This window comes from Verrucomicrobium sp. BvORR106, from assembly GCF_000739655.1.
In the GTDB taxonomy this organism is placed as follows: Bacteria; Verrucomicrobiota; Verrucomicrobiia; order Verrucomicrobiales; family Verrucomicrobiaceae; genus Verrucomicrobium.
Window position 1 is genome coordinate 105,028 of the sequence record NZ_BATR01000162.1, and the last position, 18,335, is coordinate 123,362.

The 18,335-nt window shown below is 60.0% G+C and carries 16 protein-coding genes; 11 read left to right on the forward strand and 5 right to left on the reverse strand.

Annotated elements, in window-relative coordinates; all coding sequences use genetic code 11:
* Positions 1-126 precede the first annotated feature (126 nt).
* From BV106_RS28225 to BV106_RS28245, 5 genes are all read left to right on the forward strand, one after another.
* On the forward strand, positions 127-1,566 hold the full coding sequence (locus BV106_RS28225; RefSeq protein ID WP_038170365.1) for an FAD-dependent oxidoreductase: 1,440 nt from the start codon (positions 127-129) through the stop codon (positions 1,564-1,566).
* A gap of 81 nt (positions 1,567-1,647) precedes the next feature.
* Positions 1,648-2,166: a polymer-forming cytoskeletal protein gene (locus BV106_RS28230; protein WP_265596157.1), complete on the forward strand. Its 519-nt coding sequence runs from the start codon at positions 1,648-1,650 to the stop codon at positions 2,164-2,166.
* Positions 2,167-2,304: 138 nt separating this feature from the next.
* A complete protein-coding gene (locus BV106_RS28235) occupies positions 2,305-3,468 on the forward strand; it encodes a polymer-forming cytoskeletal protein (RefSeq protein ID WP_265596158.1) in 1,164 nt (387 codons plus the stop codon).
* A gap of 299 nt (positions 3,469-3,767) precedes the next feature.
* Positions 3,768-4,709, forward strand: a complete 942-nt coding sequence (gene nadA, locus BV106_RS28240; protein WP_051946435.1) for a quinolinate synthase NadA — start codon at positions 3,768-3,770, stop codon at positions 4,707-4,709.
* Between the two features lie 95 nt (positions 4,710-4,804).
* Positions 4,805-5,035, forward strand: coding sequence for a hypothetical protein (locus BV106_RS28245; RefSeq protein WP_038170374.1), 231 nt, complete (start codon positions 4,805-4,807; stop codon positions 5,033-5,035).
* Between the two features lie 52 nt (positions 5,036-5,087).
* Here the strand turns inward: BV106_RS28245 and BV106_RS28250 are convergent, their stop codons facing one another.
* The 3 genes from BV106_RS28250 to rpsN form a co-directional block, all read right to left on the reverse strand.
* Positions 5,088-6,536, reverse strand: a complete 1,449-nt coding sequence (locus BV106_RS28250) for a hemolysin family protein (protein WP_051946436.1) — start codon at positions 6,534-6,536, stop codon at positions 5,088-5,090.
* 36 nt (positions 6,537-6,572) lie between these two features.
* A complete protein-coding gene (locus BV106_RS37660; RefSeq protein ID WP_081892365.1) occupies positions 6,573-6,824 on the reverse strand; it encodes an FmdB family zinc ribbon protein in 252 nt (83 codons plus the stop codon).
* A 67-nt stretch (positions 6,825-6,891) separates the two neighbouring features.
* On the reverse strand, positions 6,892-7,161 hold the full coding sequence (rpsN, locus tag BV106_RS28255) for a 30S ribosomal protein S14 (protein WP_038170375.1): 270 nt from the start codon (positions 7,159-7,161) through the stop codon (positions 6,892-6,894).
* Positions 7,162-7,517: 356 nt separating this feature from the next.
* Between rpsN and BV106_RS28260 the strand changes: the two genes are divergently transcribed.
* Positions 7,518-8,942 carry a class II fumarate hydratase gene (locus BV106_RS28260; protein ID WP_038170376.1) on the forward strand — a complete coding sequence of 475 codons (1,425 nt, stop codon included), beginning with the start codon at positions 7,518-7,520 and terminating at the stop codon, positions 8,940-8,942.
* A gap of 121 nt (positions 8,943-9,063) precedes the next feature.
* Here BV106_RS28260 and BV106_RS28265 read toward each other — a convergent pair whose 3' ends face one another.
* Positions 9,064-9,741, reverse strand: a complete 678-nt coding sequence (locus BV106_RS28265; protein WP_081892367.1) for a response regulator — start codon at positions 9,739-9,741, stop codon at positions 9,064-9,066.
* 174 nt (positions 9,742-9,915) lie between these two features.
* On the opposite strand from BV106_RS28265, the gene BV106_RS28270 reads away from it, so the two are divergent.
* The 5 genes from BV106_RS28270 (at position 9,916) to BV106_RS28290 (ending at position 17,648) form a co-directional block, all read left to right on the forward strand.
* Entirely contained in the window at positions 9,916-10,794 is an 879-nt protein-coding gene (locus BV106_RS28270) for a LysR family transcriptional regulator (protein WP_038170589.1), read from the forward strand.
* A 211-nt stretch (positions 10,795-11,005) separates the two neighbouring features.
* Complete coding sequence (locus tag BV106_RS28275; RefSeq protein ID WP_038170377.1) at positions 11,006-11,917, forward strand: outer membrane protein OmpK; 912 nt, start codon at positions 11,006-11,008, stop codon at positions 11,915-11,917.
* A gap of 128 nt (positions 11,918-12,045) precedes the next feature.
* The gene (locus BV106_RS28280) at positions 12,046-14,802 is read left to right on the forward strand and encodes a molybdopterin-dependent oxidoreductase (protein ID WP_038170379.1); all 2,757 of its coding nucleotides are present in this window, start codon (positions 12,046-12,048) and stop codon (positions 14,800-14,802) included.
* Positions 14,799-16,235, forward strand: a complete 1,437-nt coding sequence (locus tag BV106_RS28285; protein WP_038170381.1) for an NCS2 family permease — start codon at positions 14,799-14,801, stop codon at positions 16,233-16,235. Before BV106_RS28280 ends, BV106_RS28285 begins: the two co-directional genes overlap by 4 nt.
* 24 nt (positions 16,236-16,259) lie before the next feature.
* Entirely contained in the window at positions 16,260-17,648 is a 1,389-nt protein-coding gene (locus BV106_RS28290; protein ID WP_038170382.1) for an 8-oxoguanine deaminase, read from the forward strand.
* Positions 17,649-17,661: 13 nt separating this feature from the next.
* Here BV106_RS28290 and BV106_RS36370 read toward each other — a convergent pair whose 3' ends face one another.
* A complete protein-coding gene (locus BV106_RS36370) occupies positions 17,662-18,291 on the reverse strand; it encodes a nucleotidyltransferase family protein (RefSeq protein WP_265596159.1) in 630 nt (209 codons plus the stop codon).
* Between the last annotated feature and the right edge of the window lie 44 nt (positions 18,292-18,335).

Consider the following 18,335-nt stretch of genomic DNA (forward strand, 5'->3'; position numbering starts at 1 on the left):
GGGCACCGGAGCGCCAATTTTTTTTACGGTTTTGGGAGGGAAAACTGGTGGTTTTTCCCGGGGAAACACCCCCTGTTCCCCTTGTTTCCGCTGGTTCGTATCCAGAACACCGCTACATACCCTCCCATGCACCCCGATACCGACTTCGATTTCGCCGTTTTAGGTGGCGGCAGCGCCGGTTATGCCGCCGCCCGCACCGCCGTCGCCCTGGGCCTGAAAACCGCCATCATCGATGGGGCGGAAGAACTCGGCGGCCTGTGCATCCTGCGGGGCTGCATGCCCAGCAAGACCCTCATCGAGTCCGCCAACCGCAACCTTGTCATCCGGAACGCGGCCAAATTCGGCCTGCAAGCCTCCTCCCAAGGGGTGGACACCCGGGTCATCCGTCAGCGGAAGCGGCATCTCATCGCCGATTTCGCCGGGTACCGCCAGCAGCAGATCAACGATGGCCGGTTTACCGTCATCCGCGGGATGGCCCAGTTTGCCGAATCCCCAGATGACGCCGTGAACCTCAAGGTCACGCTCAAGGACGGGCAGATCAGCCGCCTGACGGTCGGGACAGCTCTGATCGCCACCGGCTCAGTCATCAACGTCCCCTCCGTACCCGGCCTCCATGAGGTGGGATTCTGGACAAGCGACACGCTCCTGGACGCCGAGGACATCCCTTCCTCGTTCGCAGTGCTGGGCGGTGGAGCCATCGCATTGGAAATGGCCCACTACCTTGAAGGAATCGGCCGCGAAGTATCCGTGATTCAACGCAGCCCCCATCTCCTCACCGGCATGGATACCGATCTCGCCGCCGTGGTGCACGGCGCCTTCGAGCAGCGCGGAATGAGCATCTTTTGCGGCACACGACTGCTTCGTATGGAAACTGCTCCAGATGGTAAAAAACGAGTGTATTTCCAGCACGCAGGAGCCGAGCAAGTATCAGAAGTCGCAGAAATTCTAGTTGCTCTTGGGAGAACACCAGCTACTGCCCATTTGGAAGTCGGAAACCTCGGGATCGACTTGGATCGCAAGGGTCAAATTCCGGTTTCTCCGGAAATGATCACAAGCCATCCCCGCGTGTTTGCCGCTGGCGATGTCACTGGGCCCTTGGAAGTGGTGCATCTGGCAATTCAGCAAGGCGAAGTCGCAGCGAAAAATGCCGCAAGCAAGCTGAAGAATCAGCCTCCGAAACATCGTATGGATTACCGGTGCAAACTCTTTGGAGTCTTCACCCATCCACAAGTCGCAGTTGTAGGCCTTACCGAGGCTGAAGCCCGTGAAAAGCGCATCCCTTATCTCGTTGCTAGCTACCCGTTCAACGACCATGGAAAATCCATGGTGATGGATGAGATGGAAGGCTTTGTGAAGTTGTTGGGTGATCCGGAAACAGGTGAGATTTTGGGCGGTTCCGTAGTGGGTCCTGAAGCCACTGAACTCATCCATGAAATCGCCATGGCCATGCACCTTGGTGCCACTGCAGCTCAAGTTGCCACCGCACCCCACTACCATCCAACACTTAGTGAGATATGGACTTATCCCGCAGAAGAGATTGCGGAACAAATGGATGCGAAAATTTGACCAAAGAAATAACTCCATGGGCGTCAAAAACATCCGAGTGATTGATTGACACCGTTCCTCCAGAATGATTACTTTTTCCTAATGCTGAAACAAATTATCGGACAACCCACGGAAGGCATGAAAGATGAACGGCGCAGCGAGAATTCCGCCGCTTCTCAAGCCACTTCCGGTGCAGCACAGACTCCCTCTTCCGCAAACCAATCACCAAGATCGTCAACCCAACCACTCATGACCACCAGCAAGAACGTTCTCGCCAACGACGTCGAAATCAAAGGATCCATTAAATTTTCTCACGACCTGATCATCGACGGAAAGATTGAAGGTGAAGTCAGTTCCGATGGCGCATTGACTGTGGGCGAAAATGCGTTGATCAAAGGCGAGATCAAAACCCGCGCCGTGACCCTTTTTGGTAAAGTTGAAGGCAACATCACCGTACAAGAACGTTGTGAACTCAAGTCGAATGCCGTATTGGTGGGCGACGTGACCGCATCAACCTTGGCGATTGAAGAAGGAGCCACTTTCCTGGGCCGGTCCCAGGTGGGCAAAGGCGCTGCCGCCAAGGCAGCGAACAGCGGCGCTGGTGGCCCTCAGAAGCCCTAATCCACAACCCTTTCTAAAGACGTGCTTGGAAAATTTCTAGTCAGAGAACCGAAAGACGAGAAATCCGCACTCTCAAAAAATCAAATCGAAGTCACTTGCCCCATTTGCGGCGCGGCTCAGCGTGAGCCGCGTCTGGTGGTGACAACCTTCTGCAAGAAGTGCGGGGAGCACCTGCGAATCGAAAAGCAGCGCGCAATCGCCTCGTCCCAGTGCAACCCGAATCCCAGCGCAGTCTTTCCTGCGGTGATGGATGTGTCGGCCAAGGATCCCCTCCTGGCCGAGCTAAGGAAGCCAGACGCCCCCGCCACGACGGAGACCACGCCCGCTCAACCTGAGATTCAAGCTCAAGAAGAGTTCAAGGCGCTCCTCCCCACCGAAGCCCCCTTGCAGGACGAACTGCCCCTGGGACTCGGTGACATGATGGGCTTTAAGGAAGCCGAACCCGCAGCACCTTCGCTGTTCACCGGTGCCCAGACCCGGTCAGGGGTGCGCCCACGATCCCAGCAACCTCAGCCTCAGGTTCCTGCGCCTCAACCGCTCGGGCTCGCTGCGCTCAAAAAGCCAGCTTACCTGCAGCGCACAGAGATTTCAGAAAAAGCCGAACGCCCGAAGCCCACTGGCGAGGTGCAGGGCCCCATTGCCCAGAGCACCTTCCAGAAAATGAAGGAGCAGGGCTACTACCGCCAGCAGTACTTCAAGGAAGTCGAGTGCGGCAAGTGTCAGCACAAGTTCAAAGTCGGCCGCTCCGCCAAATCCACCACCTGCCCCTCGTGCTCCGCCACGATCTGCATGGAGGATTTCGACATCAATCTCGACTACAGCACCCCCATCGACACTCGTGGTGACGTGCTTATCCGCCGCAACGGCGTTGTGCAAACCACCGAAATCCGCTGCCGCGACCTTCGCGTCCAGCAGGGCCAAGTGAATGCCAGCCTCTTTTGCAGCGGGGACATCACCCTCAAGACCTCAGGTCTGATCGATGGTGAAGTGCGATGCAATCGACTGGTGATCGAAAAAGGTAGCGAGGTCCAGTTCACGAGAACCATCCAGGCTGCCGAAGTGGAGATCCAAGGAAAGGTCACCGGAAACATTCAGTGCATCGGCCGGGTTCTGCTCACAGCGACAGGTAGCGTCCATGGCGACGTCACCGCGCGCTCCATCGGCATTGACCCCGGTGGCGAGCTCGACGGGTCCATGAATATTCTCCGCGTGGAGCCGAAAGTGGAACCCAGCGCCCCGCGCCAAGTCAGTGCCTCGTCACTGGTCTCAGGCTGCGGTCCAGCCCCCAAATCCACTCCTTAAACCGATTTCGAACCCGAAGCCCCTGGCTTCGGGTTCGCTTTTTGGAGCCACCGACACTCACCGAGGCCCTCGGGGCCCGTTTTGGTGCTCCCCTGCAGCGGGTCCAGCGGGTTATGCCCACTTTTTTTGCAGGGCCCGGAACCCCCTTCGACCTCGCTGGGGTTTTTGAAACTAACGCTTGGGTTTCAATTCGTTACAACCCATCCACCTGCAGCCCATCGCCGCACTGCTGAGGATGCTCGCAAACCTTTAACCCGTGGTTGCAGCTTGCGAATCGGTGCGTTCGTACCATATTCAGCATGGTTCAAATCGCCGCTCCAAGTATCACCGAAGAGATTCTTCGGCTGAAAAAGCAACGCAACGCCATCATCCTCGCTCACAACTATCAGAGCCGTGAGATTCAGGAACTGGCCGATTTCGTGGGCGACTCCCTTGGCCTCGCCTACAAGGCCAAGGAAACCAAGGCAGATGTGATCTGCTTTTGCGGCGTTCACTTCATGGCAGAGACCGCCAAGATTGTGAACCCAGAAAAGATCGTGGTGCTGCCCGACGCCAACGCCGGCTGCTCGCTTGAGCAGAGCTGCCCCGCCCCGCAGCTCGAGAAGTTCCTCGAAATTCACAAGGAGAAGAACTACTACGTCATCGCCTACATCAACTGCAGCGCTGGCGTCAAAGCCCTGAGCGACTGCATCTGCACCAGCGGCAACGCGGTCAAGATTGTCGAAGCCGCCCCCAAGGATCGCCCCATCCTCTTCGTACCCGATCAGAACCTCGGTGCCTGGGTCATGGAGCAGACCGGTCGCAAGATGGACCTCTGGCAAGGAGCCTGCTACGTGCACGTGGAGTTCACCCGCGACAGCATCAACCAGATCAAGGCTGAATACCCTGACGCCAAGGTCGTCGCCCACCCGGAATGCACCTACGCCGTGCGCCTCCTTGCCGACGAAGTCTGCAGCACGGAGAAAATGGTCCACTACTGCCGTGAAAGTGAGGCCGAGAGCTTCATCATCGTGACAGAGAGCGGCATGCTGCACCGTCTGGAGCGCGAGGTTCCCAACAAGCGCTTCATCCCCGGCCCCACCGGCCACTGCCGCTGCGCCGACTGCCGCTACATGAAGATGAACAACCTGGAGAAGCTTCACAACTGTCTCCTCAATCTTCGTCCGCAGGTGGAGATGGCCGAAGAGGTGCGCAAGCGCGCCGAGAAGCCGATCCTCCGCATGCTGGAGCTGAGCCGCTAGTAGATTTTAGTTTCCGCGAACTACGCCCAAGGGAGACGGAGGGTTCACACACCCACGTCTCCTTTTTTGTTTTCCACCCTCTCCCTTCTGCCCGCATGAGCACCTGGTTGGCCATCATCATTGCCGCACCAGTGCTCACCCTTTGGATCCTGCACCAGATCGGATGGGACGAGCCAGTTGCCAAGGTATGGTGCGCAGCCATCGGAGTGCTGACTCTCGGCCATTGGTGCCCCAAGGCAGATCACTTGGACGACTCCGCCACCATTGCCATCTCAGGTGCCGGCCTCGCCGTTGCCGCCCTGTTGATTGGAATTTTTGTTTCCTGAATCCCTCTCAGGATTGCGGCGTAGGAGGGCCACTGGCCTCCCCGCACCGCGACTACTGGCGCACTTCCTCGGCCGCTTCCAGCTCCTCACGCGCCGCCTTTTCATCTTCATCTTCAGGCAGCAGTTCCACGCGCTTGAAATGAAGCTGGGCAACGCGACGGGCCTCCACCTTGGTGGCAGTCACCTCATAGTTCTCAATCCGCAGCGTCTCCCCTTGTTTGGGGAAGTGTCCGAGGAAATGAGTCACGTAGCCACCCACGGTGGTGACCTCATCACTCTCGAGTTCAAGATCCGTCAGATCATTGAGCTCATAGAGGTTGAGCATGCCTTCCACCTCGAACTCCTCGGTATTGATACGACGGAACTCAGGCTTCACCGGAAGGTCGAACTCATCCTGAATGTCACCGACAATTTCCTCCACCACGTTATCGAGCGTAACGATGCCGACGCCGCCGCCGTACTCGTCCACAGCCAGAGCCAGGTGCGCGTGCTTTTCCAGGAAGAACTTCAGAAGCTTGTCGATCGGCATCATCTCCGGCACGAGCAGGAGCTCGCGCTTGATGCGGCGCAGATCATTGGCGTCCTTGCCCCCTTCGTGAACGAGCTTCAGGATGTCCTTGATGTGAACAAGGCCGATGGTGTGGTCCAGGTGCCCCTCCACCAGCGGGAAGCGGGTGTGCTTGGACTCGACGGCAATCTTCAAGTTGGCCTCGAAGGGCTCATCCACATCCAGTGAGATCACGTCCTTGCGCGGCGTCATGACATCGCGAACCGCGCGATCATTCAAGGCCAGAGCATTCAGCACGATGTGCTTTTCGGTCTCCGTTACTTCCTCGGACCGCTGACTCTCCGCCACGATGTGCTTGAGCTCTTCTTCAGAGTGCACACGCTCCCCTTCCGCCACCGGGTCGAGCTTGAACACCGCACGGAGGATCCAGTTGGCGGTGCCATTGAGAAGGAAGATCGCGGGCTTGAGCACCACGTAGAAGAGGTGCAGCGGCCGGCTGATCAGCAGCGTGGTGGCCAGGGCCTTGCGAATGGCCATGGACTTGGGAGTCAACTCGCCCAACACCACGTGGAGGAAGGTGATGATGGCGAAGCCTGCACCCCAACCAATGCCCCGCACCACCGCTTCATTCTCCAGGCCCACCTTGAAAAGCAGGGGCTGAAGCATGTGGGAGAGATACGGCTCGCCCAGCATCCCCAGCGCGATACTCGCCAGGGTGATGCCCAGCTGCGTAGCGGAAAGATAGGCGTCCAGATGCCGCGTCACGGACCGGGCAAACTTGGCTCCGCGATTGCCCTCGTCGATCTCCTCCTGGAGCTGGCTATCCCGGACTTTTACGATCGCGAACTCCGCGGCCACGAAGAAGCCATTCAGGAGCACAAAGAACATGATGACCGAGATCTGCCACAACACCTGGCCCCCGGAAAGATGCCACTCCCGGACCACCGGTTCGGCGGCGCTGGCGAGGACAAGAGTAGAAAGAGAGAGAATCATGAGACGGCGCGAAGCGTTTTCCGCGCCTCAATAGTGTCAAAGTTTTTCGTAAGATCCATCACAACGCTTCTCCAGGATGGTAAATCCTGCACTTTTGGCGTCGGAAACGGACATGGGTTTAGATACCCTGGGGGTATTTACCGAAGTGATGACTTTCCTCACTGGCGTCTTGCACAGGGGGCACTCCGTAAGAGGCGGCCGACTAATGGGACGTCGCAAATCAAACCCCTTGCTGCAGCGGGGGCAGCCGTTTTCAGGAATGACGGCGATGTAATGGTAGGTCGGCATCTACAAAAACAAAGGTGCTGCGTCGCAGCACCTTCGCAAAGTCAAATTGATGTAACCTGGACCGAAATTACCAGCTGGATTTGGTCACACCGGGAATGAGCCCTGCGGAAGCCATTTCACGGAAGGTAAGACGGGACATCTGGAAGCGGCGGATGAAAGCGCGGCGACGACCGGAGACACGGCAGCGGTTCACGAGGCGAGTCGGGCTGGCATCACGGGGAAGCATGGAGAGACCCACGTAGTCACCCTTAGCCTTGAGTTCTTCGCGAAGTTTCGCGTACTTCTCAACCGTCTTTTGTTTGCGCTTGTTGCGTTCGATCCAGCTCGTTTTAGCCATAGAGCTTGCCAAGATATATAAAACCCGCGGTCGCGCAACCTAAAATGAAGATTGTTTGTGCTTTCTTTCCGGCCTGCGGAGCGGGATCCGGGCATTTTCCCCTCCTCTGAGCCGACTCGCAACCTCTTTCCATTTTCCAGGCCCCGGCCTGACTCCTACAGGGGCTTTCCCAGGAGCATCGGGCTGGATCTGGAGATTCCGAAAACGATTCGTCGGAAAGACAAAAAGATCTGGCAAGCCCGCCAATCCCGGCTATGCCATGCAGCATGACAATCGGAATGATCATCGCTGTTTGTTTTCTCGTCGCGGGGGCCGTCGCGTTCACATATCTGAAGAAAGGTGCAATGTAATCAGACATGAGTACCCGCCTTGAAAAAGACAGCATGGGCGAAATGCCCGTGCCCGCTGAAGCACTCTACGGCGCCTCTACTCAGCGCGCTGTCCTCAATTTCCCCGTGAGCGGCCGGCCGGTCCCCTACCCGGTGGTGCACGCCTACGGACTTATCAAATGGGCCGCCGCCAAGGTGCATGCCGACCTCGGCATCCTCGCTGCTGACAAAGCCGCTCTGATCGAGCAGGCCGCCCTGGAAGTCGCGGCCGGAGATCTGGACGCTCACTTCGTGCTCGACATTTACCAGACCGGCTCTGGCACGAGCACCAACATGAACGCCAACGAGGTGATCTCCAACCGGATCTGCCAGATCGCTGGCAAGCCGATTGGTGCCAAGGAACCCGTTCACCCAAACGACCACGTGAATATGGGGCAGTCGTCCAACGACACCTTCCCCACCGCCATTCACATCGCGGTCGCTCAGGAACTGCTCCACAAGCTCGTCCCTTCCCTCCAGAAGCTCCAAGCCTCCCTTGAAGCCAAGAGCAAAGAGTTTTGGGATGTGCTCAAGATCGGTCGCACCCACTTGATGGATGCCACCCCCGTGCGCCTCGGGCAGGAGTTCAAAGGATTCGCCCGCCAGGTGGAACTCGCCGTGGACCGCTCCCACAAGGCCATCAACGCCATTCTCGAACTGCCCCTTGGCGGCACCGCGGTGGGCACCGGCTTGAACTGCCACCCAGACTTCCCGGCCAGGGCCATCGCCCTGCTCGCCGAGAAGACAGGCATCGCCTTCCGCGAAGCCAAAGATCACTTCGAAGCCCAATCGGCCAAAGACGCTCTTGTCGAGGCCAGCGGCCAGCTCAAGACCATTGCCACCAGCTTGTTCAAGATCGCCAACGACGTTCGCTGGCTTGGCAGCGGTCCCCAGTGCGGCATCGGTGAAGTCTCCCTGCCCGCCACCCAGCCCGGCAGCAGCATCATGCCCGGCAAGGTGAACCCCGTCATGTCGGAGAGCCTCATGCAGGTGTGCGCTCGCGTCGTCGGCAATGACACCACGGTCACGTGGTGCGCCGCCAACGGCAACTTCGAGCTCAATGTGATGATGCCCGCCCTGGCAGCCGCGCTGCTGGAAAGCATCGAACTGCTCACCAACGCCGCCGGCATCTTCCGTGAGCGTTGCGTGGACGGCATCGAAGCCAAGCGCGAGCGTTGCGCCGAGCTCATTGAATACAGCCTGGCCATGGTGACCGGCCTGAACTCGAAGATTGGCTACGACAAGGCCTCTGTGATCGCCAAGCTTTCTGCCAAGACCGGCACTCCGGTCCGGCAACTCTGCCTGGAACGCCTCGAGGAGTTGGGCATCACCGAAGCAGAACTGACCGAAGCCCTGGATCCCGCTCGCATGACGGCCCCTGATGCTGGCATGGTCGGAGCCGGTGGCGGCTAGTCTGCCCGTCAGCCCTGTCCCAAACTTAAAGGGTCAAAGTGCGCTTCCGCCACTTTGACCCTTTTTCGTTCTCTGAAATCTGAATACTTGAGCAACCACGCACATGCTGCTCACAGGAAACTCAATCCGCAGAACGCAGGGACATGCCTGTCACCAGTTCTGAGCGGAAGGTCATCTGCCACGGGACTTTGATCCCTGCCTCACGCGCCATCGCCACCAGCTCCGGGAGCGAGTCTGCCGTCATCTTTTCCATGATCCTGCGGCGGTGAATCTTGATGGTCGCTTCCGTCGCGCCCAGTGCCTGAGCCACGGATCGATTGGACATCCCCCGGATGAGAAGTTCCATCACCTCCATCTGACGCTGCGTCAGGGAGGAGACCCGAGTGTGCGCTTCTTTCTGGATGGCCCGCTTGGTCGCGAGATTGGCCGACCGCTTGAGGGCCAGACTCACCGCATCCATCAAAGGTTCGCGCTGCACCGGCTTGGAAAAATAGTCCACCGCCCCCATTTTCATCGCGGAGACACAGGCTTCCACTCCCGGTCTCGCCGTCACGAACACCATCTGATCGCTTCGACCTCTCTCCTTCAGATGCCGCTGCAATTCGAGACCCGTCATGTCCGGGAGATCCACTTCCAGGATCACACAGACCGGACTCGCAGCCTGACAGCCAGAGAGAAATCCCCTGCCGCTCGAATACGTTTCCGCTTGACAGCCAGCTTCATCCAGCCATTCCAATATCCGGAACCTTCCAGAAACATCTGGATCGACTACGCAGACCTTTGCGCTAGAGAGTTTCATTTTGTCGCCTCGTCAGGTTGTTGTTTCCCGATGAAAATCTTGGAATCGGCAACTAAATCGCCGTCGTAAGAAATTGGTGAGTAGGGAGTTGCGCTCACGTTGGCGATTGTGTTCGCAAGCAATCAATTTGTGAAATGCATTGTACGTATGTGTTCCATGCATTAACCGTATGGCATGGATCTCCGTTCCCTTGGTGTCTTCGTCGAAGTGGTGCGCCGCGGCGGCTTCACGGCGGCAAGTTCCAAGGTGGCGCTTACCCAGCCTTCCATCAGCCGGGTCATCAAGCAGCTCGAGGATGACGTCGGTCAGGTCCTGATCACCCGTCAGCATCGCTCCATCGTGCTGACGGACGCGGGCAAGATCCTCTTCCGGCATGCCCAGAACCTCCTGCGGGATCACGCCGCTCTCGAGACGGAGTTGGCGGACCTCGCAGGATTGAAGCGCGGGGTGCTCACCCTGGGCATCCCTCCCCTCAGCGGCACTCTATTTGTCCCCCTGATCAAGCGCTACAAGGAGACCTATCCGGACATCGAGCTCGTCCTGTTCGAGAAAGGGTCAAAAGCGACGGAGCGCGCCCTGCTCAGTGCAGACATGCAGCTTGGCACACTGATTCTGCCGCTGGACTCCGCCCTGTACGATTCCGTCCCCTTCTTTCATGACCGCCTCGCACTGGCAGCTCCGCTCCATTCCCATTGGGCCAAGCGGGAGAGCGTGAAATTAAGAGAGCTCAAAGACGAGCCCTTCATCATCTTCCCCGAAGACTTCGCGCTCAACGACACCGTGAGGAACGCCTGCGCCGCCGCCGGATTCACTCCAGAGATCGCCGCCAGCAGCAGTCACTTCTCGCTCATCGCGGGATTGATTGACAGCGGACTCGGCATCGCCCTGCTCCCCATGTCCGTGGTGCGAGGGACCAACGCCGTCGCGGTGATCCACCTCGAAGAGCCCGACATTCAGTGGAATATCGCAATCGCATGGTGCCGGGATTTCTATCTCTCCCACGCGGCCAAAGCCCTGGTCAATCTGGTAAAGGCTCACCCCATCGATCCCTAGTTCGATGCATCGCAGTTGATCTGCCATAGCCAGCACATCGAAATACCACCAAGGGAGTACGCATCTCAAGCATGTGGACTGCGGGCGGGCATGTTCACTGCTGCGACTTTCTATTTTCTCCACTACTTTCCTTAAATTGATCGGTTTACTCCCGGCCGTTTTTCGCTTTCTCAAAATTGCCGATCACCTCACACCGTCAGCACTCCCTGTTTTGAAGTCTTGTTCCCTCTCCAACATCCGTCAGCCTCTCACCTCACTTTCCTTCGCCAGTGCCCTGGCGCTTGCCAGCCTGACTCCAGCCGATGCTCAGGCAGGTGAGCCCACTCCCACTTCGGAGAAGGCTGTAGCTACGAGCCCGGTTCAGGCCCCCAACTCGGACAAGTTCATCAACTTTTCCACCACCAGCCTCTGGTACCTGTATGGATTCAACTGGGACAAGCCCTTTGCCTCCAGCCACGAGCGGGACCTGATCACGCTGGAACACTTTCAAGACAACGCCTGGGGGGATCTCTTCTTCTTCACCGACTTCACCAACCTCACGACGGAGGGACGAGGTCACCCTGAGACAGGGTTTGATCTCTACGGCGAAGTGAACCCTCGGCTCAGCCTGGGCAAGCTCACCGGCAAGGAGTACCGCTTTGGGCCGGTGAAGGACATCTACTTCTACTCGGGCATGCTGGAGTTCGGCACCTCCGACTCCCTGGCCAACATCAACCGGGCCTTCGGCACTCATCTCGACAAGACCCAGCTGCGCCAGCTCCACGGCATGGCCTTGGAGCTCGACCTTCCGGGTTTCGCTTACTCAAGCATCAACTTCTTCTGGCGGGATGACTTCGACATCAGCGGCAGCACCTGGCAGATCACCTATGTATGGGGCATCCCCTTCCGCCTGGCGGGTTGTGACTTCATGTTCCGGGGCTTTGCCGACTACAACGGTGCCGAAGGGGAACTCGCAGAGTCCTTCCACACCAGTCCCCAGCTCATGATGGACCTGGGGGCCAAGCTATTTGGCAAGAAGTCCAAACTCTGGATCGGCACGGAGGTGGACATCTGGGTGAATGAATACGGAGTGAAGGGGCAACACGACGTGGTGCCGCAGGCCGTGCTGGAGTTCGAGTTCTAACGATTCCCCAGCAGGCTCGTGAGTCGCGCAAAATCTGCGCGACATCCCCCACAGAGTGCTGTTCTATTGTGCCAAGACTCCCCTACTGTCGCCCCCTTCCCTCAGCAGCCTTTTCCCACCGTCGGCCCATGCAATTGACCATCAATGGCACTCCCGCCGAGGTGGCCCCGCGACCGGGACAGTGCCTGCGCACGCTCCTCAGAGAGCAAGGCTGGTATGGGGTGAAAAAAGGGTGCGATGCGGGTGACTGCGGTGCCTGTACGGTATGGGTGGATGACATCCCCGTGCACAGTTGTCTCTACCCGGCCTTCCGCGCAGAGGAACGGCAGGTCACGACCATCGAGGGCCTGGCATCCCACGGTGATGCGCTTCATCCCATGCAGGAGCAGTTCCTTGCGGCGCAGGGGTTCCAATGTGGTTTCTGCACCGCAGGCGCCATCATGACACCCGCCGCGAAGAGTTGCCCCAGCAGCGCCCCCATCGAGCGGGTCATGAAAGGCAATCTCTGCCGGTGTACCGGGTATCGCGCCATCCGGGACGCGATCGAAGGACGTCGGCACGTGCAGGAAGACCTGCCTGGAGCCAGTGTGGGCCGCAGCCTCGGCAGCCCGTTGGGTCCAGCTCTGGTCACAGGGCGGGCCCGCTTCACCGCTGACGAGCCCCCGCTCCCGGGCCTGCTGTATCTCAAGGTCGTGCGTTCCCCCCACGCCCATGCCCGGGTGCTGACCATCCGGAAAGACGTTGCCCTCCAGCTGCCGGGGGTGCACAGCATCTTCACCTGGGAAGATGTGCCGCTGCACCGCCCCTTCACCAGCGCCACGCACGATGACTATCACGTGGATCCGGATGACACCCTCATGCTGGACCGGGTGATGCGCTTCGTCGGGCAACGCGTCGTCGTGGTGGCAGCGGAGTCTGAGCAGGCCGCCGCGCTCGCCTGCGACAAGATCGAGGTGGACTACGAGATCCTGCCCGCCGTGTTTGATCCCGAAGAGGCAATGCGCCCCGACGCCCCGATCCTGCATCATGGCAAAGATGCCGCTTCACGCATCTCCCACCCGGAGCGCAATGTGCTGCGAGAGATCCATGGCGAGAACGGCAACGTGGTTGCCGGGTTCGAGGAAGCGGACGTCATCGTGGAGAACACCTATGCCACGCACCGGCAGCCCCACGTCACCCTGGAGACACACAACAGCCTCAGCTACCTCTCTCCGGATGGGCGGCTGCATGTACGCACCAGCAGCCAAACCCCCTTCCTCACGAAGGTGAAGCTGGTGTACCTGTTCGACCTCTATCCCGAGAATCTTCATGTGTACACCGAGCGGGTGGGTGGCGGCTTTGGCAGCAAGCAGGAGGTGCTTACCGAAGACCTCTGCGTGCTGGTCACACTCAAGACCGGTCGACCGGCGCGATGGGAGTTCACCCGTGAGGAGGAATTCACCGCCACCACCACGCGGCACCCCTTCCGTGTAAAGGTGAAGCTTGGCGCACGACGCGATGGCACCCTCACCGCCATGAGCATGCGGGTGGTGAGCAACACAGGCGCCTACGGCAACCACGGCGGCGAGGTGCTGGGCCATTCGCTCAATGAGGCCTTTGCCGTGTATCGCTGCCCCAACAAGCAGGCGGATGGCTACGCTGTTTACACGAACTGTATCCCCGCAGGAGCCTTCCGCGGATACGGTCTCACTCAGACCGCCTATGCCATGGAGTGCGCCATGGATGAACTGGCTGGTGCTTTGGAGATGGAGCCTGCCACGCTCCGCCGGAGGAACATGATCCAGCCCGGGGACACGCTCCTGAGCATCTGGCCCCACCCTGGCGATCTGGAGATTGGCAGCTATGGCTTGGCCGAGTGCCTGGATCTGGTGGAGCAGGCTCTCAGCAGCGGGCGCGGCGAGCCCGCACCGCAAGGCCCGGAGTGGTCCACCGGTCAGGGGCTGGCCCTCGCGATGCTGGACTGTGGTCCGCCCACTGAGCATCGCTCAGAAGCCCGCATCGATCTCCTCGCTGACGGCACCTATCAAGTGTCCATCGGCTCAGCAGAATTCGGCAGCGGCACGCTCACGGTGCAGCGACAGATTGCGGCAACTGTTTTGGGGTGTCCGGTCGAATCAGTCAAAATGGTCACCTCGGACACGGACAAGACGCCTTACGACACCGGCACCTTTGCCAGCACTGGCACGCTGGTGGGAGGCGGAGCCGTGCTCGCCGCGGCCAAGGTGCTGAAGGAACAACTCCTCCGGCTCGCCAGCCGCTACTCAGGTCAGTCGCTGGATTCCTGCCAGCTCAAGAGCGCCTCTGTTGATTGCGCGAACCATCCCCTTCCTTTGAGCGACCTCCTCATACGGGCCGAGAAGGAGGGGCATCGCCTCAGCGCGGTCCGTCGCGCTTACGCCGCACCCCGATCCGTGGCATTCAATGTCCATGGCTTCCGCGTGGCCGTGCACCGCATCACTGGCCAAGTCCGCATTTTGCAAAGCGTGCATGCAGCAGATGCCGGGCAGGTGCTCAATCCCATGCAATGCCGCGGGCAGGTGGAGGGCGGCGTGGCCCAGGGCATCGGCTGGGTGCTCACGGAGGACATGCAGCTCACCCCGGAGGGCCGGGTGGCCAATCCCACCCTGCGACATTTCCGCATCCCGGCCATGGCAGACCTGCCGGAGACAGAAGTCCACTTTGCGCAGACGCATGACCGCATCGGCCCCATGGGGGCCAAGCCCATGAGCGAAAGCCCGGTCAATCCCGTGGCTCCAGCCTTGGCGAATGCCATTGCCCATGCCACAGGCATCCGGTTCACCGATCTCCCGCTCACCGCACCGCGTCTGTACCCTGCGCTTGCCCAGCTTTCCCCTTTACTCGCACACGACATCGCTCACTCATGACGCCTCCCCGTCCCGCCTCCTCTGGTTTCCTCGAACGCCGCTTCCAGCTCTCGCGCCATGGCACGTCGGTGAATCGTGAGGTCATCGCCGGCTGCACCACCTTTGCTGCCATGGCTTACATCCTGGTGGTGAATCCGCAGATCCTCAAAGACGCGGGCATGCCCCAGCCCGCCGTGGTCACAGCCACGGCCCTGGCCGCCGCCGGAGCCAGTCTGTTGATGGCCTTCCTGGCCAACTTCCCTCTCGCTCTCGCTCCGGGCATGGGGATCAATGCCTTCTTCGCCTACACGGTGTGTCTGACCATGGGCGTCCCGTGGCAGAGTGCGCTGGCGCTGGTGTTCGTGAACGGGTGCATCTTCCTGCTCCTTTCCGTGACGGGGATGCGAGAACGCATCGTCAACGCCCTGCCCAACTCGCTCAAGGCGGCAGTCTGTGCCGGGGTCGGGCTATTTATAGGCTTCATCGGCCTGAAAAACGGCGGTCTGGTGGTAGGCCACCCCCACACATTTGTGACATTGGGAGACATCTCGAACCCCTCGGTGGCGCTCTTTGGCGTGGGTGTGCTGCTCACCTGTGTGCTAGTGGCCAGGGGCACGCCGGCAGCCATCATCATTTCCATGGCGGTCATCACCCTCATCGGCTTCTTCCTGCCGGATGGCAAAGGGGGGAACATCACCCAGATGCCGACCAGCATTCTGTCCCTGCCTGCGTCCATCGAACCGACCTTCCTGAAGCTGGACTTCACCTTCCTCCTTAAGGAACCCGCCAAGGCCCTGCCTGTCATCATGACGCTGCTGCTCGTGGACCTCTTCGACAACATCGGCACGCTCATCGGGGTCACCAAGCGCGCCGGACTCATGGACAAGAACGGTCACGTCCCTGGCCTGCCCCGGGCACTCACGGCGGACTCCCTGGCCGCCATCCTCAGCTCCCTGCTGGGAACCTCTACCGTGGTCAGCTACATCGAAAGCGCCACCGGCGTGCAGGCAGGCGGTCGCACCGGCCTCACCTCTGTGGTCGTGGCCATTCTTTTCCTCCTGGCGCTGTTCCTCACCCCGCTCATCCTCATGATCCCCGGCGTAGCCGTGGCCCCTGCGCTGGTGGTTGTCGGGATCCTCATGTTTGAGAGCGTGAGCGAGATCGACCTCACCCGGTTCGAGGTTTCCGCCCCTGCCATCCTCACGCTCATGGCCATGCCCATGACCTTCAGCATCAGCACAGGCATTGGCATTGGCCTTATCGCGCTCACCGTCATCTCCCTGGGCACCACGAACCGCAAGGGCAAAGCCTCCGCAGTGACTGAACTTCATCGGGAGTTCGAGGAAGATCCGCCCGCCCGCCCCCGCGATCTGACGCCCTTCACCTATGCGCTGGCCATCATCTTCCTCCTGCACTTCTTCGAGAAGTGGCTGTTCAAGGTGATGGAGAAATAGTCGCTCACCTCCCTTCCTTCCTCCATGCCCACGCTCCTGGCCCGCAACGCCGACGTGCTCGTCACCATGGACGGGCAGCGTCGTGAACTAAGGAATGCCGGCCTCTATGCGGTGGATGGTATCATCCAACAGGTGGGCCCCAGCGCCTCATTGCCCACCACAGCAGACGAAGTGCTGGATCTGAGCGGGCAGATCGTGCTGCCTGGATTCATCAACACGCACCACCACCTCAATCAGACGCTCACCCGCTGTCTGCCGGCAGCGCAGGATAACAACCTCTTTCCCTGGCTCCAGGCCCAATACCGTATCTGGGCCGGAACCACGGAGGCCGCATCCCGCACCAGCACGCTCGTCGGCCTGGCGGAGCTTGCATTGTCCGGCTGCACCACGGTGTTTGACCACACCTATCTCTATCAGAGCGGCAACAACGTGGATTGCCAGATCGAAGCGGCCCGGCAACTGGGCGTGCGGTTTCATGCCAGTCGCGGTTCCATGTCGCTTGGTCAATCCCAAGGCGGCCTCCCCCCCGATGACTGCGTAGAGGACGAGGCCTTCATCCTTGCCGACAGCGAAAGGGTCATCCGCACTCATCATGATGCCAAGGCGGGCTCCATGACCCAGGTCGTTCTGGCGCCCTGCTCCCCGTTTTCCGTGAGCACGGGGCTCTTGAGAGATTCCGCGGCCCTGGCCCGCCAGCACGGGGTGAAACTCCACACCCACCTCTGCGAGACGTTGGACGAAGAACGCTACACGCTGCAACGCTTTGCCATGCGCCCAGTGGAGTGGATGGAGACGCTCGGCTGGCTGGGTGAGGACGTTTGGTTTGCCCATGCCGTGCACGTCAGCGACGAGGAAATCCAGCGCTTTGCCCAAACGGGTGTGGGGGCCGCTCATTGCCCCTGCTCCAACATGCGACTGGCCTCCGGCATCGCCCCCATCAAGAAGTACCTTGCCGCTGGCGTGAAGGTGGGCCTGGGAGTGGACGGTTCCGCCAGCAATGATGCATCAAACATGCTGCTGGAGGTGCGCCAAACCATGCTACTGGCCCGGCTGGCCCTTGGGCTGCGTCCGGCCGATCTTCCGCCTCCCGCACCGCAGGATTGGATGACCGCGCGGGAAGCCCTGGAACTGGCCACCTTGGGTGGGGCAAAGGTTCTGGGCCGCCAGGACATTGGTTCCCTCGAACCCGGCAAGTGCGCAGACTTTTTCACCCTGGACCTGCACACCCTAAACTACGCGGGAGCGCTTCATGATCCCGTTGCCGCCGTGGTGTTCTGCGCTGCGCAACGAGTGCGCCACACCCTCGTTCAAGGTCGCGCCGTGGTGAAAGACGGGCAGGTCATGACGGTGGACATGCCGCAGGTGATCGAGGAGCACAACCTCCATGCCTTGAGACTGGCCAGTGCGGTGTAGTTCGCTAAGGAACTCAAGCCAGGCCCCCGCTTTCCGCACTGAGTTCCAAGATCCGCTCATACGCCCCGGGCACATTCATGTCATCCAGCCACCAACTGGTTTCCACTTCCAGCCCCCGCCTCGGGATCGGCAGTCTACCTAGATAGTCCCGCATCGTTGCGTCCGCGGTCGATGCCAGACCCGCGAAGACCTCTATCGGCAACACCACCGGGTGCCCACGGCGTCCCTCACACTGGGGCTGGCAGATTTCATCGGCATAAGTTGCCGCCAGATCCACGAGCAGCTTCACCACCTCCATCGGGAACTGCGGTTGATCCACCAAGACCACCGCCACACTCTGGAGGTCCTCGTCCCATTGCGGCCAGGCAGAGGCCGCGCGCAAGGACGACATCATGCCGTCCTCCGGGTGATCGTTCACGATCACATCCACCCAGTTCAATCGCTTCAGCTCGTCCAGGACAGCGGCATTTGCAGGATCCACTACGACCGCAATCTGCCGGGCACCGGCCAAGTTCCACACCCTCTGATGATGGGCCAGCACCGTGCCCTCTCCCCATGGTAGCAACGCTTTGGGACGCCCCATCCTCCTGGAAGCACCGGCGGCCAGCACGAGAACCCCAAAACGATGGCTGCAATTTTTCACGATCTAGCGTAGATCATTCCGGCCATTCCTCATCCCCAAATCTG